21 protein-coding genes and 1 riboswitch are annotated in these 26480 nt (G+C 65.8%); all 21 genes read right to left on the reverse strand.

Annotated elements, in window-relative coordinates; all coding sequences use genetic code 11:
- Positions 1-59: 59 nt before the first annotated feature.
- A complete protein-coding gene (locus AC5IJH_RS01605; protein WP_491901037.1) occupies positions 60-1760 on the reverse strand; it encodes an ATP-binding protein in 1701 nt (566 codons plus the stop codon).
- Positions 1757-6121: a cobaltochelatase subunit CobN gene (locus AC5IJH_RS01610; RefSeq protein ID WP_491901038.1), complete on the reverse strand. Its 4365-nt coding sequence runs from the start codon at positions 6119-6121 to the stop codon at positions 1757-1759. The genes AC5IJH_RS01605 and AC5IJH_RS01610 overlap by 4 nt, the downstream gene beginning before the upstream one ends.
- Positions 6121-7560: a cobyrinic acid a,c-diamide synthase CobB gene (locus tag AC5IJH_RS01615; protein ID WP_491901039.1), complete on the reverse strand. Its 1440-nt coding sequence runs from the start codon at positions 7558-7560 to the stop codon at positions 6121-6123. The genes AC5IJH_RS01610 and AC5IJH_RS01615 overlap by 1 nt, the downstream gene beginning before the upstream one ends.
- On the reverse strand, positions 7557-8960 hold the full coding sequence (gene cobA, locus AC5IJH_RS01620) for a uroporphyrinogen-III C-methyltransferase (RefSeq protein ID WP_491901040.1): 1404 nt from the start codon (positions 8958-8960) through the stop codon (positions 7557-7559). Before cobA ends, AC5IJH_RS01615 begins: the two co-directional genes overlap by 4 nt.
- On the reverse strand, positions 8947-9747 hold the full coding sequence (gene cobF / locus AC5IJH_RS01625; RefSeq protein ID WP_491901041.1) for a precorrin-6A synthase (deacetylating): 801 nt from the start codon (positions 9745-9747) through the stop codon (positions 8947-8949). Before cobF ends, cobA begins: the two co-directional genes overlap by 14 nt.
- Positions 9744-10571, reverse strand: coding sequence for a cobalt-precorrin-6A reductase (locus AC5IJH_RS01630; protein WP_491901042.1), 828 nt, complete (start codon positions 10569-10571; stop codon positions 9744-9746). The genes cobF and AC5IJH_RS01630 overlap by 4 nt, the downstream gene beginning before the upstream one ends.
- The gene (gene cobM / locus AC5IJH_RS01635; protein WP_491901043.1) at positions 10564-11325 is read right to left on the reverse strand and encodes a precorrin-4 C(11)-methyltransferase; all 762 of its coding nucleotides are present in this window, start codon (positions 11323-11325) and stop codon (positions 10564-10566) included. Before cobM ends, AC5IJH_RS01630 begins: the two co-directional genes overlap by 8 nt.
- Positions 11322-11687 carry a cobalamin biosynthesis protein gene (locus AC5IJH_RS01640; protein ID WP_491901044.1) on the reverse strand — a complete coding sequence of 122 codons (366 nt, stop codon included), beginning with the start codon at positions 11685-11687 and terminating at the stop codon, positions 11322-11324. Before AC5IJH_RS01640 ends, cobM begins: the two co-directional genes overlap by 4 nt.
- Positions 11684-12925 (reverse strand): precorrin-6y C5,15-methyltransferase (decarboxylating) subunit CbiE, encoded by a 1242-nt coding sequence (gene cbiE / locus AC5IJH_RS01645; RefSeq protein ID WP_491901045.1) that lies wholly within the window; start codon positions 12923-12925, stop codon positions 11684-11686. The genes AC5IJH_RS01640 and cbiE overlap by 4 nt, the downstream gene beginning before the upstream one ends.
- Positions 12922-14445: a precorrin-2 C(20)-methyltransferase gene (locus AC5IJH_RS01650; RefSeq protein ID WP_491901046.1), complete on the reverse strand. Its 1524-nt coding sequence runs from the start codon at positions 14443-14445 to the stop codon at positions 12922-12924. Before AC5IJH_RS01650 ends, cbiE begins: the two co-directional genes overlap by 4 nt.
- Complete coding sequence (locus AC5IJH_RS01655; protein ID WP_491901047.1) at positions 14432-15061, reverse strand: precorrin-8X methylmutase; 630 nt, start codon at positions 15059-15061, stop codon at positions 14432-14434. Before AC5IJH_RS01655 ends, AC5IJH_RS01650 begins: the two co-directional genes overlap by 14 nt.
- Positions 15058-16353, reverse strand: coding sequence for a precorrin-3B synthase (cobG, locus tag AC5IJH_RS01660; protein WP_491901048.1), 1296 nt, complete (start codon positions 16351-16353; stop codon positions 15058-15060). Before cobG ends, AC5IJH_RS01655 begins: the two co-directional genes overlap by 4 nt.
- A 143-nt stretch (positions 16354-16496) precedes the next feature.
- A riboswitch (cobalamin riboswitch) is annotated at positions 16497-16693 on the reverse strand.
- Positions 16686-17789: a pyridoxal phosphate-dependent aminotransferase gene (locus AC5IJH_RS01665; RefSeq protein WP_491901049.1), complete on the reverse strand. Its 1104-nt coding sequence runs from the start codon at positions 17787-17789 to the stop codon at positions 16686-16688. (Overlaps the previous riboswitch by 8 nt.)
- Entirely contained in the window at positions 17786-18751 is a 966-nt protein-coding gene (gene cbiB / locus AC5IJH_RS01670; protein WP_491901050.1) for an adenosylcobinamide-phosphate synthase CbiB, read from the reverse strand. Before cbiB ends, AC5IJH_RS01665 begins: the two co-directional genes overlap by 4 nt.
- Positions 18748-20307, reverse strand: a complete 1560-nt coding sequence (locus tag AC5IJH_RS01675; protein ID WP_491901051.1) for a cobyric acid synthase — start codon at positions 20305-20307, stop codon at positions 18748-18750. The genes cbiB and AC5IJH_RS01675 overlap by 4 nt, the downstream gene beginning before the upstream one ends.
- 28 nt (positions 20308-20335) lie before the next feature.
- Positions 20336-20911, reverse strand: a complete 576-nt coding sequence (locus tag AC5IJH_RS01680) for a cob(I)yrinic acid a,c-diamide adenosyltransferase (RefSeq protein ID WP_491901052.1) — start codon at positions 20909-20911, stop codon at positions 20336-20338.
- A 338-nt stretch (positions 20912-21249) separates the two neighbouring features.
- On the reverse strand, positions 21250-22110 hold the full coding sequence (locus AC5IJH_RS01685; RefSeq protein ID WP_491901053.1) for a segregation and condensation protein A: 861 nt from the start codon (positions 22108-22110) through the stop codon (positions 21250-21252).
- A gap of 84 nt (positions 22111-22194) precedes the next feature.
- Positions 22195-23292, reverse strand: a complete 1098-nt coding sequence (gene trpS / locus AC5IJH_RS01690; protein ID WP_491901054.1) for a tryptophan--tRNA ligase — start codon at positions 23290-23292, stop codon at positions 22195-22197.
- Positions 23293-23348: 56 nt separating this feature from the next.
- Positions 23349-24053: a site-2 protease family protein gene (locus AC5IJH_RS01695; protein ID WP_491901055.1), complete on the reverse strand. Its 705-nt coding sequence runs from the start codon at positions 24051-24053 to the stop codon at positions 23349-23351.
- Positions 24054-24233: 180 nt separating this feature from the next.
- The gene (locus tag AC5IJH_RS01700) at positions 24234-25082 is read right to left on the reverse strand and encodes an acyltransferase (RefSeq protein WP_491901056.1); all 849 of its coding nucleotides are present in this window, start codon (positions 25080-25082) and stop codon (positions 24234-24236) included.
- A gap of 203 nt (positions 25083-25285) precedes the next feature.
- Positions 25286-26392: an anthranilate phosphoribosyltransferase gene (gene trpD, locus AC5IJH_RS01705; protein WP_491901057.1), complete on the reverse strand. Its 1107-nt coding sequence runs from the start codon at positions 26390-26392 to the stop codon at positions 25286-25288.
- Positions 26393-26480 lie beyond the last annotated feature (88 nt).

Here is a 26480-nt window from a genome sequence, read left to right on the forward strand (position 1 = left end):
CGTGAACCGGCGTTCTCATTGCGTTCGCGGGTGATCGGTGGAGTTCTGCTCCGGCGCGGTCAGTCCAGCCGGGGCAGCGCCTCCAGCCGCAGATCCTCGCCCGTCACAAACTCGCTCAGACTCAGGCAGCGCGCGTTCATCCGCTCCGCAAGTTGCCGGGTAGAGCCGGCCTGCTCCTCGCGGACGCCGGCTTCGATCACCACGGCAGCGCAGCGCAGCCGTGCCGCCGCGGCCAGCGCATCTTCCCACGCATCTCCCACGTCGAGCGGCACATTCGCACCACCATCCGTGAACAGCAGCAGGAGCGTCGTCGGCGTGACGTATCCAGCCGCTAACTCGAGCGCATGAGCCAGTGGCGTGCGGCCGCCCGTCGGCAGATATTCAAATGCCGCGAGCGCTTCATCGAGAGCCCGGGTCGGTTCAAGCACCACCTGCGCCGCCGTCCCGCGAAACGCGATCACCATCACCTCGTCATCCCTGGTGAGCGAGCGCTCGAGCAGCGCAGCCGCCGCGCCCTTCACCCGACGCATTCGCTGCTGCGCGGCCTGCGAGCCGCTTGCGTCCACCACGAACAGATAGCGCGTGCCGGTCTTCGGTGCGCGCATGCGTTCATGCAGATCCAGTCTCCTCAGCTTCACGTCGCCGGTCTCTCGCAACGCGTGCTGCAGACTCGCGCGCAGATCGAGCTCGCGCGGCGACTCTGCTGCTCGGCTGCCGACAACCACGCCACGCTCACCCTCGCTGGCTGAGGCGCTACCACCCGGCGCGCGCTGGTCTGTGAAGCTGCCGCGCACCGCCGGAGCCTCGACCGCAAGCGGCGCAAACACCCGCTCGCCCTGCTCCTGTGATCCGTTCTTCGACTCACCCGGCGTCGGCTGCTGCTGCGGGGTGGGCGGCGGAGGTGTCTGCCGCTGCCGCCGCTGCATGCGATGCGCCAGCACCAGAGGGAGCACTGCGTCCACATGCGCCGGCGTGACTGCGGGCTCACCACACAACGCTGCATAGGCGAGCGACGCGCGGGTCGCCGCCAGGTCGGCGCGCAGCGAGCGCACGCCCGCCTCGCAGATGCTGCGGCTGATCTGCTCCAGCACCTCCGGCGGGCATGCCACGCTGGTCAGCGCCGCTCGCGCAGTCATAATCTGTAACCGCAGCGCTTGCTCTTCCTCGGACCATGTCTCTGCACATCGCTGAGGATCCCGATCGAAGGCCAGGCGCCGCTCCAGCACGAGCTGCCGTTCCGCTGGATCGAGCGGCGCTGCGATCTCCACCGAGAGCGCGAAGCGGTCCAGCAGCTGCGGCCGCAGCGATCCCTCCTCCGGATTCATGCTGCCCAACAGGACGAACTCCGCCGCATGCGACGCGCTTAGTCCTTCGCGCTCCACCGTATGCACACCGCTCGCAGCCGCATCGAGCAGCGCATCGCCTAGATGCGCCGGCAGCAGGTTCACTTCGTCCACGTACAGCACACCACCATGCGCCTCGGCCAGGAGGCCAGGCTGCAGCGCCGGGTCACCTTGCATCGTGCGTTCCAGGTGCAGCCCACCCAGCAGCCGATCCTCCGTCGCACCGATCGGCAGATTCACAAAGCGAGCTGGTGCGGGGAGCAGCGCAGCCAGCGCACGCGCGGTAGTGGTCTTGCCAGAGCCCTTGTCGCCGCGCAGCAGCACGCCTAGGTGCCAGTCGACCGCAGCCAGCAGCAGCGCCAGCTTCATCTCCTGCTGGCCGACTATGGCGGCGAAGGGATACGCAGCCGGCCTCATTGCGACACCTCGCGTGTCTGTTCGCCACGCATCTCGAGCAGCGTCTCCGTCTCTGCTGCGATGCGTCGCAGTGCATCGATCGTCTCCGGCGCCGGCTGCTCCCACAACTCGCGTTTCGCTGCTTCGAGCAGCCGTTCCGCCATCGCCTGCAGAGCCCACGGATTCGACGCGCGCAGAAACTCCTGCATCTCCTTCGACAGGGCATACTGCTCTGCAAGCCCCTCGTAAATAAAGTCGGGCACGATCTGTGCCGTCGCATCGAAGCCGAAGATGTAATCGACAGTCGCGGCTAGTTCAAGCCCACCCTTGTAGCCGTGCCTCGTAATGCTCTCAATCCATTTCGGGTTGATCACGCGCGACCGGTACACGCGCAGAGCCTCCTCGCGTAGATCGCGCACCTGCGCCGACTCCGGCTGCGAGCTGTCGCCCACATACGCCTTCGGCTGCCGCCCCGTGAGCGCGCGGATCGAGGCGATCATGCCGCCATGAAACTGGAAGTAGTCCTCTGAGTCGAAGATGTCATGCTCGCGGTTGTCCTGGTTCTGCACGGCAACCTGGATCGATTCGAGCCGTTCCGCAAACACGGCCTGCGCCTCCACCCCATCCGTGCCCTGGCCATACGCATAGCCGCCCCACGCTACGAATGCGCGGCTCAGATCATCGTCACTCGCCCAGTTACCTGTTTCCATCAAGGGCAGGATGCCAGCGCCATACGACCCCGGTTTGGCTCCGAAGATGCGATAGCGCGCCTGCGCCTCGGCCTCGTGCGGCGCCAGATACTGCTTACGCTCCAGTTCGGCAAGGTAGTGCTTGCGCGGAGAGTTCTGCGCCACCGGCTCGTCCAGCTCCATCACACGCGCCACGGCCTGATCGAACAGGTCGATGAGGTGCGGAAATGCATCGCGGAAGAAGCCGCTGATACGCAGCGTCACATCGACGCGCGGTCGTCCCAGCTGCTCGAGCGGTGTCACGGTGATGCCATCGATGCGCCGCGACTGCGCATTCCATACTGGCTCCACACCCAGCAGTGCAAACGCCTCCGCGATGTCGTCGCCGTGCGTGCGCATCTGCGACGTGCCCCACACGCTCAGCCCCATCATCTCCGGATAGTGGCCCTCTTCGTTGCGGAAGCGCTCCACGGCCGCCTCGGCCAACTGTTTTCCCACGCGCCACGCCGCTGGCGATGGCAATGCACGCGGATCGACTGCATAGAAGTTGCGCCCGGTCGGCAGGATGTGTGCCATGCCGCGCGTCGGCGCGCCTGCCGGCCCCGCCGGAATGTACTTGCCTTCTAGCGCGTCGAGCAGGTGCGTCACCTCATCGGTCGACTGCTCGAGCTTCGGCACCAACTCCACGCATGCGAAGTGCAGCACCTGTGCGATGTTGTCCGACTCGAGGCCAAGCACCGCCCTCTGCACCTCCGGGATTGCATCAGCCCGGAACCCCAGTGTCTCCAGCATCGTGAACAGGTCGAGACTCGCGCGCTCCAGCGCTTCCAGCACATCGGCATGCGAATGGCATACCCGCCCCAGCAGCTCGCGCACAGCATCGAGCCGCGCCCCCGGCTGCTCGCGCAGCCTGCCATGCTCGAACCCGAACGCCTTGGCCAGGCTCGCGGGCAGTCCGGGCACACTCAGATTCGCAAGCCGCGTCAACGCAGAGAGCATCTGCGGCAGTGGCGGCACCTGGCCCAGCACATGCAGACCATCGCGAATCTGCGCCATCCCGAGCTCGCACAGGTAGCCGTCGAGATCCTCGATCAGGTGTGCGACCTCGTTGCCATTCATCGATGCAAGCGTTGCGGGTACACCCTCGGGCGTCAGCGCATCGTCCCACTCGTGCGTGTGATCGCCGCGCTCGCGCGTCAGCATCGTCTTCAGATCCAGATCGGCTTTCAGGTTCGTCTCTTCGACCAGCTTCCAGATCTGCTGCTGCACCGCGATGACCTTGGTCGGATCGAGTGTCTCCACCGCGTAGTACTCATTGACGAGCTGGTTCAGTTCAGCGAGCGCGCCATACGTCTCGGCTGACGTCATCGGCGGCGTCAGGTGATCGACAACTACCGCATGCCCGCGACGCTTCGACTGGCTGCCCTCGCCCGGATCGTTCACGATGAACGGATACACCAGCGGCACATCGCCCAGCAGCAGATCCGGATAGCACTCACCGGACAAACCGATACTCTTGCCCGGTAGCCACTCCAGCGTTCCATGCTTGCCCATGTGCACGATTGCGTCTGCGCCCCAGCCACCGTCCGATTGCGGCGTTGCCAGCCAGCGGTAGAACGCAGCGTAGTGATGCGTGGGCGGCAGGTCGGGCGTGTGATAAATCGCATCCGGATCGAGCCCGTAACCGCGCGGCGGTTGCAGCGCGATCAGCGCATTGCCCAGCGGCAACGCCGCAAACAAATAGTCGTGCTCATCGCCCCACGGCTCTTCCTGCTCGATCGAGACCACCTTGCCCCCGATCGTCGGCAGCAGCTTCTTGTCTGTCTTCTTTGCTGGCAGAATGCTGGTGCCGCGGTCCTGGGGCTGGCCCCAGAAGTCCTGCATGCGCCGGTTTGCTCGCGCAGGAAAGCCCGCGAAGATGCCACGATATGTCGCTCGCGAAAACCGCATCGCACGCGCAGGATCCAGGGGGTAGCGATCGTCATACGTCCCACGCTCGATCAGCGCCTGCATCAGCCCGTCCGACGTCTCCGGCAAAGGTGCGATGCTGTACCGCCGTCCACGCATTGCTTCGAGCGTGGTCAGCAGGCTGGCTGCCGAGTCGAGCCCCACCGCACCGCCGATCTGCGAAGCCTTCGCCGCGGAGTTGGTCAGCACGAACGCAATGCGCCGCTCGCTGTTTGGCATCCGCCGTAGTCGCGCCATGCGCGCAGCGATACCCGCCACGCGTTGCGCACGCTCCGGATGCGCTACGTAAAGCGACTCCTCGCCCGCGCCGCTTCGCTCTTTGAACGAGATCGGCACCGTGATGATGCGGCCATCGAACTCCGGGATCGCCACATTCACCGCGGTCTCGAGCGCGTTCAGTCCACGCCGCGATCCCTCCCAGGCTCCTCGCGGCATCCCGCTCGCCATCGCCTGCAACACCGGGATGCCGACCCGCTCAAAGCAGCCCACGCTCTGTCCGGCCAGCGTCACCGTGCCAGTGTTCACCTCGCCCAGCGCAAAGGAAAGCGTCGAGATCAGCACCTCGGCTCTTCCTTCGATCCACGCGAACGCAGCCGGACGGCCATTCTCCATGGCCTTCAGGCTCGACGTGTAGATGCAGAGCGCGTTCAGCCCCTGCGCGTCGAGCGCATCGCTCAGCGCATCAATGAATGCCGTATTGCCGCTCATCGCATGCGCGCGATAGAACAGCACGGCCGCCGTGGCCCGCGTGCTATCGGCCTGGCGCTCCCAGTCTTCGAGCGTTGCTGCTTCGACATCGCGCAGGTAGATGCCATGCTCCGCCATCGGCTGTGCGGCCGCGTAGCCATACCCTGTCATCATCAGGCGGTCGGAGAGCATTCGCAGCAGCTCCGCCATGTTGTTCACGCCGCCCAGGGCCAGGGAATGTGCCGTCGCCTGTGTCACATCGGCCGGTGCGTACAGGCTCTCTGAAAATTCGGAGGTGTTCTCACCACACCCACTCACCAGCACCAGCGACTGCCCGCGCTCCGCGCACTTTGCCTTCAGCCTGTCGAACCCCGGAATGCAACTCAGCGGCCCATGGCAGCGCACCACGATCACGCGTGCCTCGCTCATCTCGCCGGCAAGCAGCACATCCATCTGCTCCGCAGTGCGCAGCGCATTCAGAGAGAAGGCCTGTGCCTCCAATCCCTCTGGCAATAGTTCGCTCGCCCTGCGCAGCGTCAGCACATCCGTGTCTGCATGCGACAGCAGCAGGATGGAACCCTGCGGCGGTGCAGGCTTGTTCTGCGTCTCCACGTCCACGGCGCTCGGCTCACGTACATCCCAGTCGTAGTAGTTGAAGACGAACTCACTCAACTCGGCGGGCGGCTCGAGAAAGCGATCTGCCTTGAGCATCGCGTCGATGTAGTCATAAATCTGCTGCACCTGCCACGCGCTGTTCACCGAGTGGAACCACACGCTCTTGCCATCGAAAACCAGGCTTGCCACATTGGCGAGTGAGCACGGCCCCAGGCACCCCGCCCGCGTCAGATGCACGTCCGCGCGGATCTTCCGCTTCAGCCACTCTTCTTTGTAGACATCGTTCGGCACTGCCGCATAGCCGCGCTCCGTGATGCCGCAGCAGCAGCCCGTGGCGCAGTAGCTGAGGTGGGCGCGATGCTGCACGATGTTGAAGGCGCGGCCGTCGGCCCGGATCACCCGCTGGCGATGTGTGTTCGACATCAGTGCCTCTCCTCCATGCCCATCTCTTGCTGGACCACGCTCATAGCCATCACCTCGCGCTGTCTTCTATAAGCAACGCATGCAGTAACGAAACTGCCGGAGATCGTCGGATTCGACGCCCAGTGTCCATGCACGTACGAACCAACCACGTTCCGTCCGTAGCAGTAGCCCTCGTGCTCCGTCGCGCCCGGGCGACGGCGGCGGATCTCAAACGCGCGCTCCGTGGTTGCTTCCAGGCCGCACAGCTCCGAGTAGCGAAACTGGTGACCGCGATACAGCAGCCCCGCCGGACCCAGAATGGTGTCGGCTGTCGTCGTCACCTCGACGTACCCGAGCGCCTGCAGCCGATCGCGCATCACTGCCTCGCCACCGATCAGTCCTACCATCGGGAAGGCCGCGCCGGCATTCACGCGAATGCTGGAGCAGAGATACATCAGCCCCCCACACTCGCCGTACACCGGGCCACCCTCATCCGCAAATTGCCGGATGCTCGCCAGCATCGTCGCATTCGCCGCCAGAGCCTCGGCGTGGACCTCCGGGTAGCCACCGCCCAGGTAGAGGCCATCCACCTCAGGAAGCACCGCATCATGCACCGGAGAGAAGGGAATCAACTCTGCACCGCATGCGCGCAGCCGCTGCAGATTATCCTCGTAGTAAAAGTGAAACGCCTCGTCGAGCGCGTAGCCGATCCGGCAGCTTCGGGGCGCGTCGGATATCGTAGCCATAGCAGGTACGTGAACCGGAGGAGCCTCTCGCGCCAGCGCGAGCACCTGGTCCACCTGCGCCCATTCCTCGATGCGCGCTGCCCAGCGGTCCATCTGCTGCTCTGTCACAGTGCTCTCGTCTGCAGTTCGCAGGCCAAGGTGCCGCTCCGGGAAGGCGAGCTCTGGTTCCCGCGGCAGGCCGCCCAGCACGGGTAGATCCGTCACGGCTGCTCGCAGCAAGTCAAGGTGTCCGCGAGAGCCGACACGATTGCACAGCACGCCCGCGACACGCAGTGCCGGGTCGAACGTCCGGCAGCCATGTACCACGGCCGCGAGTGTGCGCGCCATGCCGCCCGCATCGACCACCAGCAGCACCGGCGCGTCCAGCCACTTCGCTACCTGTGCAGTCGATCCCTCATCCGACAGCGGCCCTACGCCATCGAACAGGCCCATCACGCCTTCGATCAGCGCAATGTCCGCTCCCTCCGCGCCCGCGGCAAAGGTGCGCAACAAGGAGTCGCGGCCCATCATCCATGCATCCAGGTTGTGGCTGCGCGTCCGCGTAGCCCGCGCGTGATACGTCGGATCGAGGTAATCCGGCCCTGCTTTGAACGCGGCGACACGGAGTCCACGCTGTGTCAGCGCACGGCATAGCGCGACCATCGCGGTTGTCTTGCCGCTGCCGCTCGAGACGCCGCCGATCACCAGGCGAGGCATGGTCAAGATGTTGGTCATCGCGCAGTATCCGTAACGATGGGCTCGCCCGCTTCAGTTACGTCATCCTGTCGCGCACGTGTTTTCTCGGAAGTGGCTTCCCTCGGGAACCAGGACAGCACCCCGCTGTGCCCCACGACTCGGCCCACCAGCAAAATCGCAGGCGCCTCCGCATCCAGCGCGGGAACATTCTCCGCAAGCGTTGCAATCGTGCCCCGGATTACCTGCTGGCGTGGCGTCGTCGCGCTCACCACGAGTGCCGCCGGCGTGTCTGCTGCGTAGCCCTCATCTAGAAGCCGCTTCAGGTTGGCTGCCAGCCGTCGTGCCGCCATGTAGAGCACCGTCGTTCGCTGCTCCAGATCTTCTTCACGTCGCCCGCTCTTTTCCGGCTCGTGCCCCGCGCCCAGCAGCACCTCCGCCGCTTCGCCGCGGTGCGTCAGCGGAATACCCGCGTACGACGCAGCTCCCAACGCCGCCGTTACGCCCGGCACGATCTCGTAGGGGATGCCCGCATTGCGCAGATCCTCGGCTTCTTCACCGCCGCGTCCGAACAGCAGCGGGTCGCCGGACTTTAGCCGCACCACGGTCCTGCCGGCGCGCGCCTGCTCCAGCACCGCCGGATGTAACCGGTAGCTCGTCGCTCCCATGCCATCGCGCCTGCCTACCGGGATCAGCTCCGCTGTCGCTGGCACTTGCGCCATCAGCTCGGGTGAGATCAGCAGGTCATACGCCACCACATCGGCCTGCGCGATCAGCTCTGCCGCACGTAGCGTCAGCAGCTTTGGATCGCCAGGCCCCGCGCCGACCAGGTACACCGTCCCGGGCGTCACGTCACGCATGGACATCTGCAGCGGATCAAGCACCGCCTTCGTCCAGTGCACGCGATCGTCCAGGCGTCGCAGCGTTGGAGGTAAGCGGTGAAGTTTGGCTGGGTCAAGTGCGCGCGTCAGCAGTCCTTCGAGCAGGACCTGGTAGCGAAGCTGCAGGTACGGATCCCGTGCGCGAACGCCGTCCTGCTCATACGGCAGCACGCCCCAGGGCAGCAGGAACACAGCGTCGTAGCGCGCCAGCAGGCGAGCCGCGTCGCTCAGCAAAGCATCCTCGCTGCGCGGACTGAGGCAGCCGTAGTAGAGCGCGTACGCAGCGAAATCCAGCGCGCACTGATCTGCGACGAAGCCCTCGAGCACTGACTCCTTCGCCGCTCGCGCTGTCCACAACTCCAGCAGAATGTCCTCGAACTCGGACGCCGGCAAATCCTCAGGCCTCTGCTGCGACTGCTCCAGATAGGCGCGCATCTCCTCTTCGATACACGGCACTCCAAGTTCCCGCGCCAGAGCGTGCGCCAGCGTCGTCTTCCCCACACTTGCCGATCCGCAGATGCCGACGCGCAGTGCCCGCCGCTTCACTTCAACGCTCTCCACGGGGCCCCTCCTCTCTGCTGGCACGGAGGGCATCCGGGCTCCGCCGCAATATGTAACAGTCCATAATCCATCCGTGCCGTGCGCGCGCCTGTGCACGCGCTGCTGCGATCTCGACCGCAACCGAGGCCAGCGGCCCCGCGATCAGCAACTCCTGCGGCATGCCCACATACGCGCCCCAGTAGATGTTCAGAGACTCGTCGATAAGCCCCTGAAACGCGCACTTCCCGTCAAGCATCACGGCGACAGTTTCAGCGCACGCCAGCTGGCCCGCGTTGAGCCGCCGTCCCGTCGTGATCAGCACCGACTCGCCGATGCCGTTCAGAGGAATCTGGTGCGCCGCCATCAACGCCTGCAGGCTGGTAATGCCGGGGATCACCTCACACGCAAACGCAACCCGTCCACGCGTCCGCACCCGCTCCAGAATGCGCAGCGTGCTGTCGTAAAGCATCGGATCGCCCCACACCAGAAACGCACCCTGCCCGTCCTCGGCCAGTTCCGTCTCTATCGCTTGCTCGTAGAGCGCGGCACGCTGCTCGTGCCACTGCTCCACACGTGCTGCATACGTTGCGATCTCCGGATCGCGCACCGGGTCCTGCATAGCGACGATGCGATGGTCCCTGCCCGCGTAGCGCGCACACAGCTCGCGCCGCGCCTCCGCCATGTCCTGTCTCTCGTCGCCCTTATCGTGCACAAAGAACACGCTCGCGGCACGCATCGCTTCGATCGCCTGCAGCGTCAGGTGCTCTGGATGACCAGCGCCAATCCCGATCACGGCAATCGTCCTCACTGCGTCACCACTGCCCGGCGCAAGCGTTCGGCGAGCACGCGATCGAGCGCCGCGCTGACCTCATCGACGGAGTGCAGCGCTGCGGCAGTGTGCTTCCGCGGGCGATCGATCATCACCACGGGCAGGCGCAGTTGCCGCGCCGCTGCGATCTTCGCGTAGGTCGCCTCTCCGCCGCTGTTCTTCGACACCACCAACTCGATTCCGTGTTGTTCGAGCAGCCGCAGCTCGTCGTCGATTGCAAACGGGCCGCGGTCGAGCAGCAGCGTGTGCTGCGCTGGCAGCGGCGGCGCCGGCGATTCGATCGAGCGAATGACAAACGCCGCCTGCGAGCAGTCTGCGAACGCAGCCACCCCCTGCCGACCGATCGACAGCAGCACCTTGCCTGAGCACGCATGAACGAAGGCCGCCGCCGCACCCACATCCGCTACTTCGTGCCAGAGGTCGTCCGCTGTCTTCGTCCACGCCGGTCGGGCCAGTGCCAGCATTGGCAAGCCGAGCGCTTCGCACGCAAGCTCGGCATTGCGGCTGATCTGCGCTGCATAGGGATGTGTCGCGTCCACCACCGCAGCGATCGCCTCGGTCTCCAGGTACGCGATCAGGCCGGCAACACCGCCGAACCCGCCCACTCGCACCTCTCCTGCCGGCAGCCGCGGCTGGCTCACCCGGCCCGCCAGGGACGAGATCATCACAACATCCGACCGCTTCCCCAGCCGCTGCGCGAGCTCCAGCGTGTCCGCTGTGCCTCCCAGGATGAGCACGCGTGCAGTAGCACGCTCTGCCTCGACAAAGCAAAGGTGCCCGTTACGGAGACGTGTATTAATCATGCGATCGCGTCGCCTCCCTGTCCGGGCTTGCAGAATAGAGATAGCTCTCCCCAAAGCCGTCGTTGCCCAGCCCTCGTCCGACAAGGATCAATGCGTTCGCCCGGATGTCCATCTCGCGCACCCGTGCTTCGATCGTCGCCAGAGTCGCGCGTACGATCTGTTCCTCAGGCCAGCTCGCGCGATGCACCACAATCGCGGGACAATCAGTTCCGTAGATCGGAGCAAGCTCCGCAACGACCTCTGCGAGGTTGCCGATGGAGAGATGAATCGCCATCGTCGCCTGCGACCGTCCCAGGGTCGCAAGGTCTTCTCCCTGCGGCATCGCCGTTGAGCGAGTGGCGGTACGCGTCAGGATCACAGTCTGCGCCACGCAGGGCAGCGTCAGCTCCTGCGCGATGGCCGCTGCTGCCGCAGCGAATGAGGGCACGCCCGGTGTCACATCGAACGGAATCCCGAGTTCGCGCAGCCGCCGCGTTTGCTCTGCCATCGTGCTCCAGATCGACAGGTCTCCCGAATGCACACGCGCCACGTCGAGACCGTCACGATGACACTCCGCCAGCAACGCGATGATTGCGTCCAGCGTCATCTCTGCCGAATCGATCAGCCGAGCGCCCGCCGGTGCATGCGCCAGCACTCCGGGCGGCACCAGCGACCCTGCATACACGCACACCGGCGAGCGATGAATCAGATCGCGCCCGCGTAGTGTCAGCAGGTCGGCCGCGCCCGGTCCGGCGCCGATGAAGTGCACAGTCACGACAGCACCGCCACAGCGCACGTGCACAACCGGCCGGTGCGGCGCGGGATCAGCAGGCGAGCATGCTCGCCCAGAGCGGCCAACGCCGCCGCCTCCGCCACGCTTGCCGTTCCGACCGCATCCTCCGCGATCTCGGACATGCTCTCCACGCCATCGACTTTCGCCAGCCGATTCGAAGGCAGCAGCACGAGCTGCAGCCCCAGCACCTGCGCGACCGAATGAGCCAATGCTGCACGCCGGTCAATCGTCGCCAGCAGCGTCTCTCTCGTGCGCTCTGCGAACGTCTGCTCAATGAGCGCGAGGAGGTCCTGGCGTGTCGCACGCGAGGACGCGCCAAACCCGATCGCGATGCGCGTGCTCATGGCTTCACCACGCTCCACTGCGTCACCGGCATCAGCGGCCGCCATCCCACGGTCTTGCCGATCGACTCTGCCCGCTCGATCCCGATGCGTACCAGCTCGCCTCCGTGCTCCTCGTGCAGCGCAAGCAACTTCGCCTCGCTCGCAAGTGTCACAGCAGTGGCGACGAATCTGCCACCACCACGCAGGCTCCCCCAGCACGATGCGAAGACCCCTTCTTCGCTGAGCCCTCCACCCACGAAGACCGCATCCGGCATTGGCACTCCCGCCAGCACGCCCGGAGCCCGCCCTTCGACGACCTGCAGTCCCGGCACGCCCAGGCAACGCGCATTCGCGCGAATGCGCTCCGCACGCTCTGGCTGCGCTTCGAACGCGATTGCTCTGCAGGTCGGGTGTGCGCGCATCCACTCGATCCCGATCGACCCAGAGCCCGCGCCCACATCCCACAACATCTGTCGTGGCAAAGGCGCCAACCGCGCAAGCGTCACGGCGCGCACCTCGCGTTTGGTCAGCTGGCCGTCATTCGCGTACGCGCTATCCGGCAGGCCCGTCACAGGCGAGAGCACGCGCGCTTCCGCGTCTGCAGCGCAATGCACGGCGATCACATTCAGATCTGCACAGCGCTCCTCACACCATTCCCCTGCTGCACGCGCGATGCGTCGCTCTGCCGTCCCACCAAGGTGCTCCAGAACGGTCATCGTGCTCGTGCCGAAGCCGCACGCCGTCAGCAGTCGCGCCACAGCCGCTGGCGTGCTGCCATCCTCGGAGTAGACGATCAGCCGCTCACCCGGCCACAGCACGCGGCGCACCTGTTCGATGGGGCGATGCACCAACGAAAGCAGCGTCGTCTCCGCCGCCGCCCAGCCCAGCCGCGCGCACGCCAGCGACATCGCCGAGATCTGGGGGATCACGTGAAACTCCGCCGCGGGCAGCTCGAGTGTCAACGTCACGCCTACGCCGTAGAGCATCGGGTCGCCGCTCGCCAGCACCGCTACGCGCCGACACCCGCGATCTTCGGTCAGGATGCGCGCAACCGCGGAAGCCATCGGCGATGGCCAGCACTGCCGTACTCCGGTTCCTCCCGGCAGCAGCGCCAGATGACGCGCCCCGCCATACACCACCTCGGCCGACGCGACGGCCTCCTTCGCCTCGGCGCTCAGTCCAATCCAGCCGTCCTCACCGACGCCCACGATGGTCAGCCAGCGCTCGACAGGTGCCCGCAACTGTGGCGTATCCGTCATGACGCGCCTCCGTAGCTCCGCGGCGTGTAGAGCACGGTGCGTCCATTCGCCATCTCGATCGCGCGTGTTGTCGACGAGCCCACCAGCAGCACGGTCTGCATGTCGACCATCTCTGCGTCGAACGAGCCAAGGTCGGCGACGTGCACGCACTCATCCGGTCGGCCCACCGCGCGCGCCAGCACGACGGGCGTCTCTGCGGCGCGATACTCCGCCAGGATCGATCGTGCCTCGTCCAGTTGCCATGTGCGTTCGGAGGACACCGGGTTATAGATCGCCAACGCGAAATCACCCGCGCCTACTGCGTGCAGTCGCTTCGCGATCACGTCCCATGGCTTCAGCCGGTCAGACAGCGACACCACGCAGAAATCGTGACCGAGCGGCGCGCCCACGCGCGAAGCGGCCGCCTGCATGGCGGAGAGCCCCGGCACCATGCGAATGTCGAGAGCACGCCAGGACGCCGGCCCATGCTCCACTGCTTCGAGCAGCGCCGAACCCATCGCGAAGATCCCCGGATCGCCCGACGACACCACGCACACACGCCGACCCGACTCAGCCAGCGCCAGCGCATGGCGCGCGCGATCCAGCTCCACCTTGTTGTCCGAACCGTGCCGCTGCTGCCCGGCGCGCACCGGCACACGCGCGAGATATGTGTGATAGCCGACGAGGTCCGTTGCGTCCTCAAGGCACATCTGCGCCTCCGGCGTCATCCAGTCCATCGCTCCCGGCCCCAGGCCCACCACCGCCAGCGATGCCGGACCCGTGTCGTTGCTTGCATGTGGCGTCAGCCCTACATCCGGAACAAGAATCAGCGAAAAGTACGGAGCGCGCTCCGCCTCCACTTCGTCCAGCCGCAGCACGCGCTCTGCCTGCATCGTAGCCCGCTCGATGTAGAGCGCGCGCTCGGCCACGCCCGCTCGTTCGAGCGCGCGCTTCACCTTCGCAAAATTGCGACCCAGCTTCATGATCGCCACTGCCTCCGCACTCCGCAGTCGTGCGGTCAGCTGCTCTTCGCTCAGCGTGCCCGGCAGGATGGTCAACTCTGTGTCGCGCCTCACCAGCGGCGCTCCCAGGCGTGCGGATGCCGCCATCACGGACGGCACTCCAGGAATCACCTCTGCCTCGAAGCGCGTCGCCAGCCGGTCGTGCAGGTACATGTACGAGCCGTAGAAAAACGGATCGCCCTCGCACAGCACGGCCACATCGCGTCCCGCTTCGAGGTGCGCCGCAATCTGCGCTGCCGTCGCGTCATAGAACGCGCACATGTCGGCCTCGTATCCGCCCGGGTGCTCGCTTTTTTCCGTCGTCACCGGGTACACCATCGCAAGCTCGATCTGCCCGCGTCCCAACTCGCCATCAAGAATGGCGCGCGCCACGCTCTGCCCGTGCTTCGCCGTCGGATACGCGATCACCTGCGCCTGCCGGATTACGCGCAGTGCCTTCAGCGTGATCAGCTCCGGATCGCCCGGCCCCAGCCCGACGCCGACAGCCGGCCCCTGCGCGCATCGCTCATTCGTCTTCACTCGCCAGCGCATTCACCGCTGCCGCCGCGATCGCGCTGCCGCCGCGCCGGCCCAGCACGGTCACATGCGGCAGCGCCTCGCCGCGCGTATGCAGCGCTGCCTTCGACTCCGCCGCGCCAACGAAACCCACCGGCACACCGATGACCACCGCTGGTCGCGGTGCGCCCGCGTCCAGCATGTCCAGCAGGTGAAACAGAGCAGTCGGCGCATTGCCGATCACCACGACAGCGCCCGCCAGCCGATCCCCCCACAGTTCCAGCGCCGCAGCACTCCGTGTCGTCTCGTGCTGGGCGGCCAACTCGCGCGTGCGCAGGTCGTGCAGCGTGCAGATCACTTCGTTGTTCGCTGGCAGGCGTGAGCGCGTCACGCCATTCGCCACCATCTCTGCGTCACATAAGATCGGCGCGCCTTGCTGCAGCGCCTGGATCCCTGCCTGCGCGAAGCTGGCCGTCGCTGCGACCGACTGCGCCAGGTCCACCATCCCGCACGCATGAATCATGCGCACCACCACTCGTTCGAGCGGCGGCGGAAAGGCAGTGAGGTTCGCCTCCGCGCGAATGATGGAAAACGACTCGCGGTAGATTGCGGCGCCGCTCCGTTCGTAGACCTGGCTCACCCGTGCACCTCTGCGAACTGCAGGTCCAGCACGCGCTCGGCGTGCAGGCGTGTGATCGCCTCGATCGCCTCTGCGGACGAGCAGCTTGCGTTCACCATCGCGCCATCGACGTGCATGGAGTAGCTCCCGTCACGCGCCACCAGCGCCACTGTCGCGGGCGTTCGCATCGCGCACTGCTTCTCACATCCAGCCAGGCTCACGCGCCATCCTGTAACCGGCTCACGCCCCTGCAGTGCCTGTGCCAGTGCAGCCGCATCGCGCCGCACATCCGCCAGGGCTGCATCGCAACCCTCCATGCCCGCGCATGCCGCAATTCCCGCATAGCCGTCGCGTGCGTCCAGCGAAAGCCCCACTGACCGCAGCACGCGGCAGACCTCGTCTACATCGCACGTGCGTACGCCGCCCAGCACGATGCCTCGCCACCCAGCCAGCCGCAGATCGAGCACATGCGCGGTTGCGAGTTCCGCAATTGCCGCAGCCTGGTCTGCACGCAGCCTGCCCAGCGGCACAGACGGAATCACCATCACTGCGTCTGCGTTGTTCGCCCGCACGAAGCCCAGCGGAGCCTCCGCCGTTGCACGGCTGCGATTCGTCAGCGGGGCAGGGAAGCACCATGGCTCGACTGTTCGCAGCGCATGCGCCCATGCCGCCGGATGCGCTGCCAGCGCGCGCCCACGCGCCGCGATCCCGTACCCGTCACGCGCTGCCAGGCACGCGCGTGCTATCGCGAGCAGCACCGTGACTGCGGATTCGGTCCGCACAGCAAGCCCGGTCGCCACTCCACCGATCGCGAGCTCCCACCCGATCGTGACACCGTCAGCGAACGCGCGCAGCGCAATGTCATCGGTTTCGCCGCTGAACCACCGACCGCCGCCATCGAGTGCCATGGCAAACTTCGGCGGCAGCGTTGCCAATGCAGAGTCGGCAAGCAGTGCCGCATCGAGCGCACGGATCAGCGGACGCGTATCGCACAGCTCGTTCGCATCCAGGCCAGCCAGTGGACTGGTCGTGATATTGCGCACGCGATCATGTGCCGCGTCGGGCAGCAGACCAGCAGCGGCCAGTCTCTCCACCACCGCTGGCAGATTCTCGTTGCGCAGCGCGCGGAGCTGGAGATTGGCGCGAACCGTGATCTCGAGCTCGCCGTCGGCATAGCTCTCCGCCGCGCTCGCCACAGCCGCAAGTTGGTTTGCCTCGATCAGGCCGCCGGGCACGCGAATGCGCATCAGCAGGCCATCTTTTGCTGGTACGGCATGCAGGATGCCGGGGCAGAAGCTCTCTCCAACTCTCATCCCGCATCCCTCTCGCAAGCTCGAAACCGCAAAAGGATGGTGAGAGATTCCGGATCACAAGGCCGCAGCAGAAGGACAACTCTGCTCGCTCGGCAATGGATGCAATCGCCCGACCCTCCCCGCGGAGTGTCCGATCTCTGTCCACACAGGACAGACTCGCGGCAGGTCTTCGGACTTGCAGGCGACCTACTTGCTCCAGCTTCCCAGTTCCGCGGAGGAACCAGTGCTTCGGAGGAGCGTTCGTTCCTGCTTACCGCTGCGGGGCAGTTCCGGATTCACACCGGATTCCCTTTTCAGCCTGCTTTCAGCGAACACAGGCACCGTGAGCAGATTCAGTATAGGCCAAGGCCCTGCTGGCGCAACACGCGCCCCACCGCTGCCACCAGCCGGTCGTTCTGCTCGTCGCGCCGCACCGCCACGCGTAGATGACCGGGCGACAGCCCCTCAAAATTTGCACACGAGCGCGTCAGCACATGCTCAGCAACGATCAGCTCCCGCCACACCTTCTGTGCATCCACCGCCGCCGGTAGCCGCAACAGCAGGAAGTTTGCCGCTGACGCATAGGTCACGATGCCCAGCTCCCGAAGCTGCGCTTCCATCCGCGTCCGTCGCTGCTCGTTGCTATTGCGCGTGTCAGCAGCATAGCTTTCATCGGCGAGCGCCGCAGCGGCAGCCAGCGCAGCCGGCGTGCTCACCGCCCAGATGGGAATAGCTCGCGCCATCTCCTGCGCACGTTCGGCGGAGCTCACCGCGTAGGCCACCCGCAGCGCTGGCATGGCAAAGAATTTCGTAACCGACCGAAACACAGTCAGGTTCGGCAACGAAGGCGCATACCGCACCAGCGAAGTCGCCGGCGCGTAGTCCACGAACGCTTCGTCCAGCAGCACAGTCGCACCCCCTGCCGCAGCGTCTTCCACGATCGCGAGCAGCGTCTCCGCACCAGCCAACGCGCCGGACGGATTCTGCGGATTCGCCAGCAGCAGCACACATCGCGTTCCCGCCGTGCGCATGAGCTGCGCCAAAATCTCGCGGTCATACGCGAACCCATGCGGCTCCATCGGCCAAGGCACCACCTCCATGCCGGCCTGCTCTGCGCACGCGCGATACTCGCTGAACGCCGGCACCGGCAGCACGCATCGCTGTGCTCCCAGCGTGTTCAGCGCCGCCTGCAGCAGCGGCACAAACCCATTTCCGACCAGGACGCACTCTGCCGGCACATCCAGCCTCGCGCTCGCCGCTTCCTTCAGCGCGCGATATTCGATATCCGGATACGAGCCCAGGTCGCGAGCCGCGCGATCCAGCGCCGCAACCACTCCCGCCGGCGGCCCGTCGGGATGGATGTTCGCACTGAAGTCGAGCAGCGTCTCCGCCGCCACCCCGAAGCGCCGTGCAATTTGCGAGGATTGGCCCCCATGCCGCGGAATCGGGTCGTTCATCGCCTGCGTCCTCTGCGGCCGCGCACCAGCAGCAACGCGGCGATGGTCGTCATCGCTGACGTGAGCACCATCAGGCGCGTTGCCGCTCGCGCATCCACTCGCGAAGCTCGAGCGAAATCAGCGCCCAGCTCCGGCGTCTGCACCACCTCGCCGCCATACGTGTTCGTGCCGCCCAACCGCACCTGCAGCGCACCCGCCATCGCCGCCTCCGGCTGCCCGGCATTCGGGCTACGGTGCCTGCTCCCATCCGCGATCCACGTTCGCGCCGCAGCCGCTGCGCTCGCTTCCCGCAACAGGCCCGAGGCCACAACGATCCCCAGCGCCGCTACTCGTGCCGGCAGAAAGTTCGCAGCATCGTCCAGTCGCGCCGCACACTTCCCGAACCACAGGTAGCGCTCCGTCGTGTGACCAATCATCGAATCGAGCGTGCTCACCGCCTTGAAGGCCATCGCCAACGGCACGCCGCCAAGCGTCAGGAAGAACAGCGGCGCCACGATGCCATCGCACGTGCTCTCGGCCACTGTCTCGATCACTGCTCGGCTGATCTCCGGCTCAGTCAACTCGTGCGTGTCTCGCCCCACAATGCGCGCGAGCCGCTGCCGCGCCCGCGGCAGGTCCCCTGCCTCCAGCGCATCGAGCACCGCAGATGCTTCGTCGTAGAGATTGCGCGACGCCAGGCAGCTCGCGCCCAGCCAGACCTCCGCCGCTGTGCCCAGCGCCGGATGCACGCGATGCATGCAGCGCAGCAGCAGCCATGTCGACCCAAACGTCAGCCCCACCACAGCCGTGGTTGTCACTGCTCCTGCGACAAACTGCCGCGCCCGCGTGTCCGTGGGTCGGTACAGCACGCGCTCGGCTGTCGTGATCGTGCTTCCTATCAGGCGCACTGGGTGTGGCAGCCACTCCGGGTCGCCCATCCACCAGTCGAGAGCAGCTGCCCCCAGCAGCACGCGACGCCTCACACGTACTCCAGCGCGGAACGTACCGGCTCATACGGGAGTCCGACCCACGCAAGAATTGTGCGCAGATCAAGCGCAGCCTCCACGTGGTCCGCCAGCCGGTCAAGCGATGCCTCGCGCATCTGCTTCCACGCGCTCCTCTCTCGCGCCGGAGCGAGCCCATGAAACGCACGCGCAGCCTGCACCACAGCATGGCGGAACACATCTTCGTCGAAGATGCCGTGCACGTACGTGCCCCACACGCGTGTCGACGCATCCACAGCGCCGTCCAGCTTGCCCGTGCTCAACCTCGCGAGTGCCGCGTCCGCCGCGACATACGTCGTCTCTCCCACGTGAATCTCGTACCCGCGCACGTCGACCGGCTCCATCGTCTGACCGAAAAGACAGCGCGCTGCCAGCCGGCCCGTCGTCAGCATCGTCGTCTTCTCCGCCTGCATCACGGTGCGGATCGGCAGCAGCCCCAGCCCCTCCGCCATGCCCGCACGCTCCACGCCACCAGGATCGGCAATCGTCTGCCCCAGCATCTGCATGCCTCCGCAGATGCCCACCACCAGTCCACGTTCCGCATGCGCGCGCACTGCTTCCGCCAGCCCCTGCTCACGCATCCACTCCAGGTCCGCCACCGTCTGCTTACTGCCCGGAAGCAACACCACATCGGCATGTGCGCACGCACTCGCTGTGCGACACAGCCGCACCTCCGCCGACGGTTCGGAGCGCAGCGAATCGAGATCGGTGAAATTCGAAATCGACGGCAGCGCCACCACCGCAATGCGCAGCCGCCGCTCCGGATCGTCCGTCGCCGCAGGCCAGCCATCCCCGGTCTCGATGCGCGGCAGCCCCAGGCTGTCCTCCTCTTCGAGCGCCAGCCCGGGCAGATACGGAACCACCCCGAGACATGGCTTGGCCACGCGTTGCTCGATGGCAACGATCCCGGGCCGCAGCAACTCCACATCCCCACGAAATTTGTTGATCACGAACCCGCCGATGCGATCGCGTTCGTCACGGTCCAGCAACTCGAGCGTGCCCAGCAGCGACGCAAATACTCCACCCCGATCGATGTCGCCCACCAGCAGGCACCGCGCATCCGCCATGGCGGCCATCCGCATGTTCACAATGTCGTTCTGCTTCAGGTTGATCTCGGCCGGCGATCCCGCACCTTCCAGCACAATCACGTCGTGCGTCGCTGCAAGCTCGGCGTAACTCTCTTCGACCAGCGGCAGCAGCTCCGTCACGCGCCGTTGGTAGTAGTCCGCGGCTGACAGCTTCTCCCAGATGCGCCCGCGCACTACCACCTGCGACGTGCGGTCGCCCGCGGGTTTTATCAGGATCGGATTCATATGCACGGACGCTGCGATCCCCGCGGCCTCCGCCTGCAACGCCTGCGCCCGCCCGATCTCCAGCCCCTCCGGCGTTGCCGCCGAATTCAGCGACATGTTCTGCGACTTGAATGGCGCCACGCGCACGCCGTGTCGCGCCAGGATGCGGCACAGCGCTGCGGTCAGCAGCGACTTGCCCACGTGCGATCCGGTGCCGAGCACCATGATGGCCGGCGTCCTCATCGCTCGCCTCGCACTCTGCTGGTCCCGGTCACCAGGCCCGCGACCACCGCGGCCCGCCATGCGACTCATCGCGCAGCCGCGCGTCCACGCCTGCGCTGTGCTCGATGCGCCGAGCCAGCAGCCACAACAGGTCCGACAGCCGGTTCAAATACGCCAGGATCTCTTCCTTCACCACTTCGCCCGCTTCGACCAGCCGCACCGTATTCCGCTCGGCGCGCCGGCACACCGTGCGCGCCATCTCGAACGCCGCGGACTGCGTGTGCGCCCCCGGCAGTGACCAGTCCGCCAGGATGCCCTCGATTGCCTCCGTCTTGTGGACCAGTGATGTGACAAACTCCACGTCCTCGGCAGAGATCACCGGCGGCACCTTCTTGCTGTTGGGCGGTGTCGCCAGCGCGGAGCCAAGCCGGAACAGCGTCCGCTGCAGCGTCTCCACCCATCCCACAATCTCCGCATCCTCACAAATGCTGCGCGCAAAGCCGAGCACCGTGTTCAGCTCATCGACCGAACCGTAAGCCTCCACCCGCACATTCGCCTTCGACACACGAATCCCGCCTGCTAGCCCCGTCTGTCCGCCATCGCCCCGCTTGGTAGAAATGCTCATCGTCGCTGCTCTCCTGCCGCGCGCTACTGCTCCCTGGCCGGAGAGCCGCGTCGGTATCGTAACTAGTTTGGTGACAAAAATGATTCGAATGGTCGCCAAGTACCCCGTCCTGCGGCGCCCGTGTCAGTTGTTCCAGAATCAGCAGTGTGCACCAGGCGGTCGGGCGGGCACAAGAAAAGGTCGGGTCGCCACTTGCGCCCGCGAAAATCCACAGCGGGCAGGTTGCATCTCGGAAGCAGCGGCTTTGGTTGGGAAGAAGTCGCCACGGGAGAGCACGTGTTCTGAACGGAAGCGACCACCGCAAACGTCTTCACACGCTCGCGTGGGCCAGCAACAACTTAGTGCCAGTCGTCGCGCGCAGCCAGCGTGTCGTTCATCACCTGCTCGAAGGCGCTGTGTTTTTTCACTAGGATGTCGCTGAAGCTGTGCTCCTGTCGCAGCAGAATCGCCTGCAGCCGCACCAGTTCGAGCAGTGCAAGAAACATGCAGATCACCGCTCGCTCGGAGCGCGCATTGCGCAGCATCTGGCTCAGCGGCACGGGGTGGTCTTCCATGGTGAGCCGCCGGCGCAGATAGTCGATCATCTGCCCCACCGTCACCGTCTCCTCATCCATGTTCAGGATCGGCCGCTGCTTCACTCGTTCCAGCACTTCACGGAACACGCGCACCAGGTCCATCGTGTCCGCAGCAATCTCGCGCTCACCTGTCTCTTCGTCGCGAAACTCCGCTGCCAGCGACGGCCGCGACCACGTCGCTTCTTCGATCTGCTGCTTCTGTCGCAGCATCTGTGCCGCATTCTTGAACCGCTCATGCTCGAGCAGCCGCTCCACCAGCTCGCGCCGCGGATCCTCGCTTTCACCCTCCGGCTCAGCCGGCGAGCGGGGCAGCAGCATGCGGCTCTTGATGTGGATCAGCAGCGCTGCCGTGTAAATGAAGTCCCCGGCCGCATCTACATCCGTCTGCTTCAGCCGCTCCACATAGCCCAGAAACTGCGCCGTGATCGTCGCAATCGGAATGTCGTAGATATCGATGTCCTGCTTGCGAATCAGGTCCAGCAGCAGGTCGAGCGGGCCGTCGTATACCTCACCGACGACAACCGAAAACGGCGACACGCTCTCTACCGCATCTTTTTTGCGCGCTGGCTTGGCAGCCGCTTTCTGTGCCGTATCGAGCTGCGGATCCCCGGGAACACTCTGCATCCCGCAAGCCTACCGCGAAACGCGGAGTCTGGCGCACTCTCCGGGAGCTCGAAGCTCGCACGCAGGACGATCCGCGTGCAGGGGCTACAGGCCGCCTGACGGCAGCAGGTGCATCGCGGCATTCACCTCGACCATCGTCGCGGCCGCCCGCAGCCGCGCCTTCGCCGCACCCGCATCCAGAATGTCCCGCACCAGCGCCTCTCTGAACTCCGCACGTCGCTCCTGGATCGGCACCAGCTCTCGCGCAATCGAGTCCGCCGCCCAGCCCTTGCACTCCAGGCAACCGATGCCGGCCGTGCGGCAGCCCTCGTACACCTTCAGCAGCGTCTCCTCGCTCGAGAAGACCTTGTGCAGATCACCTACCGGGCACTTGTCCGGATCGCCCGGATCCTTGCGTCGCACGCGCGCCGGATCTGTCACCATCGGCCGCAGCTTCTCGCGGATCACCGGCTCGGGGTCAGTCATCAGGATCGTGTTGCCGTAGCTCTTCGACATCTTGCGGCCATCCGTACCCGGCAGCTTCGGCGACGGCGTCAGCAGCGCCTGCGGCTCCGGCAGGATGTTCGCGCTCGCCTCGGTGTGCTCGCTGTCCCGCCCCTGCGTCGCGGCCACATGATTGAAGCGCCTCGCCACCTCGCGCGTCAGCTCGATATGCGCCACCTGGTCCGCACCCACCGGCACATCATGCGCCTGGTAGACCAGGATGTCCGCAGACTGCAGCAGCGGATAGCCGAGAAACCCATACGTGCTCAGGTCCTTGCCGGTCAGGTTCTCCTGCTGCTCCTTGTATGTCGGCACACGCTCCAGCCAGCCCAGCGGCGTCATCATGCTCAGCAGCAGATGCAGCTCAGCATGCTGCGGCACATGGCTCTGCACAAACAGCACGGACTGCTCTGGATCGAGCCCCGCGCCCAGCCAGTCCAGCGCCACGTCAAGTGTGTTCTGCGCCACGTTCCGCGGGTCGGCGTAGTCCGTCGTCAGCGCGTGATAATCGGCGATGAAGAAGTAGCACTCGTAGCGCCGCGCCTCGTCCGGCGTGCGCTCGTTCTGCAGCCGCACCCAGTTCTTCAGCGCGCCCATGTAGTTGCCCAGGTGCAGCTTGCCGGTGGGCCGCATGCCGCTCAGTACGCGGCGCGGCGACAGGAACTTGGACGGAGAGACAGCAGCATCAGTCAGTGGCATGGATAGGAAGGACGCGCGGTTGCTTTCGCGATTGTACCGGGGCAGCAGCAGCCCGCTTAGCGCAGACCCGATCCGTGCAGCAGCAGCCCGACGAACAGCCCCAGGATCGGCGACACGATCCGCATCGTCACCCAGCCGCCTACGAGGAACGCGAGGAAGAAGCCGAGGTAGCCCATCCTGTCGTACGCTGCCGCCGCGCGGCCGGAGATCATGTGCCGCACCAGGTGCGATCCATCCAGTGGCGGAAACGGCATCAGGTTGAACACCGCGAGCACCAGGTTCAACTCGACCGAGATGAAGAACACCAGCGTCAGCGGAAACACCACCGGGGCCGCAGCCATCAGGTCCGGGTTGAGCGCACCGCTGATCACACCGATCACGCACTCACGGCCCTGCGGCGCATAGCGCTCGACGATCAGCAGCAGCACGAGCGAGATCACCGCGAGCAGCAAGTTGCTCCCCGGTCCGGCCAGCGTCACCAGCGTGTCATCGCGTTTGTAGTTCTTGAAGTTGCGTCCGGTCACCGGCGTTGGCTTCGCCCATCCAAACAGCACGCCACCGCCGAACAGTCCCAGCAGCGGCAGCACAATCGTGCCGAACGGATCGATGTGCTTCATCGGGTTCAGCGTCACCCGCCCCAGCATGCGTGCCGTCGGATCGCCCAGCCGCGACGCCACCCATGCATGCGCCGCCTCGTGAAACGACAGAGCAAACAGCAGCACAATGAACTCAAACACCTTGTAGGCGAGCTTCGGATCCATGATGAAAGGCTATGCGTGGAAAGCCCAGCGTAACAGAACGTGATCAGGGAACCGCTGTGACAGCAAAGAGAGCCGGTTGAGGAGGTAAACGTTCGAGAGTGACCTATCTAAAGGGGTCATCCTGAGCGACGCGAAGGATCTGCAGTTCTATCCAGCTAACAGCACAAGCAGACCAGGGCACTAACCCCCTGATCCCTGATCCCTAATCCCTGACCCCTGCTGTTGCCATCCCTCATCCCCGACATCGCTCTTCTTCTTGATTTCTTTGGCCGGCACTCCGCCCGCGATCACGCCGTCGCCAACATCTCGCGTCGCCACGGCCATCGCGCCCAGGATCGCGTCCTCGCCCACATTCACGCCCGCCATCACCGACGAGTGATACGTCACGCGCGCCCGCGGGCCCAGCACTACGCGCCGGTTCTCAATGTCCTTTGAGTTCTTCGCGTGGTGCGCATGCGAGTACACCGCCGCGTAGTCGCTGATTGACGTGCCTTCGCGCACGATGATCTCGCCGCGATCATCCAGCATCACGTACTTGTGAATGGTGCAGTTGTCCTCGATCGTCAGGTTGTAGCCGAATGAGAACTCGATGCCGTGAAACAGCTTCACGTTCTTGCCCAGCGACTTGAAGATGTGCGACCCCAGCACGCAGCGGAACCGGAACCCCAGCCAATGATTCAGCGCCAGCGGCGAACGGTCGAACATCTGCCACAAATAGATCAGAGGCTTGCGCTCGGCATACTTCTGCTCATCGATATCGCCGTAGTACTCCGGTTCGAGCGTCACGTTCGCCGGATCGAGCGCAAGCTCCACGCAGTTGAACGGCAGCTCCGACACGAGCTGGAAATTCAGCTTGCCCCCGTGCGGCCGCGCAAAAAGCAGCTGGTGCAGCGTGTCCCGCACAATCTCGTTCCGGAGCTTCGGCTCCTTGTGCTTGGTGAACTCTTCGTTCAGAAAACGCAGCCACCGCCGGTAAACATCTTCGGCCTCGGCTGTGGGCTTCAACTCGCGATACTTGTATTCAGGCATAAAAACTCAATTCACCTTGGATGTCCGGGCCCGGCGAAAGTCTCGCGACTCATTCCATCGCATCGAGGACCCCAGAAGCATCGAGGACGTAAGTAGCAGAAATCGCGAACGACGCCCGGATCCCGACGCTGATTCACCGCCCGGCAGCAGCAACGTCATGCTTCTCCAGACCGGCCGAACACGCCGCCTCTTTGCACCCGACGTCATCGCGCGCTCCCTCTCTCCTGCCCCGCGTTGAGAACAACTCCGTCCTGCTCCTGCCCGAAGCGCCGCAGCTCGGCCAGCAGGGTCGCGGTCGCGCCACGCTCGATCACGGCCAGCGCCCGCTCCACACCTTCTCGCAAATCCGCCGCCACACCGGCCACCGCCAGCGCCGCCGCCGCATTCAGCGCCACCACATCGCGTCGTGCCTCGGCCCCCGGGCTCTTGTCGCGGGACGTGATCACCGCCTCCAGCAGCACTGCATTCTCGGCCGCTGTCTCGCCGCCCAGCAGCGCCTCGAGCGGCGCGCGCTCCAGCCCCACCTGCTCCGGCACAAACTCGTACTGCTGCACGCGACCCTCGCGCACCTGCGCCACCGTTGTCGCGCCGGTCAGCGTTAGCTCGTCCAGCCCATCCGAGCCATGCACCACCATCCCGTGCCGCACGTTCAGCCGCGCCATCGCCGCCGCCACCAGCTCCACGCGGTCCCGCGCATACACGCCCATCACCTGCGCCCGCGCGCCTGCCGGATTGCTCAGCGGCCCCGCCATGTGGAACACGCCGCGAAACCCCAGCGCGCGCCGCACCGGCTGCACATGCCGCATCGCCGGATGCGCCGCCGGCGCCAGCAGAAACACAAACCCGAGCGCGCGCAGGCACGCCGCCGCCGCGTCCTCCGTCAGGTCCACCGGCACGCCCAGCGCTTCCAGCACGTCCGCCGATCCGCACTTCGACGTCACCGCGCGATTGCCATGCTTGGCTACGCGCGCGCCCGCCGCCGCCGCCACCAGCGCCGCCGCGGTCGATATATTGAACGTCCCGCAGCCATCCCCGCCCGTGCCGCATGTATCCACCAGTGCCGCGCGTTCGCCGTCGTCCAGCGGCAGCAGCCGCATGCGCTCGCGCAGCGCCCTCACGAACCCCAGCAACTCCTCCGCCGTCTCGCCACGCACCGCCAGTGCGGTCAGCAGCGCAGCGATCTCCGCATCGTTTGCCTGCCCATCGAGCATCGCGCCCGCCGCGGCCTGCGCCTCCGCCGCATCGAGCGTGTGCCGGCCCTCGACCACACTCTTCAGCAACCGCCGCAGATGGTGCGTTAACTCCGCCATATCGTCTGCCTATCCTAATCCGCGCATCATCCCGACCGTTCGCTCGATGGCGCGCCGGCTTGCTACTATCAGGAGTTGCGTTCTCGAT

Origin of the sequence: Candidatus Dedyshia acidiphila, from assembly GCF_051025295.1 — a bacterium.
Taxonomy (GTDB): domain Bacteria; phylum Acidobacteriota; class Terriglobia; order Terriglobales; family Acidobacteriaceae; genus KBS-83.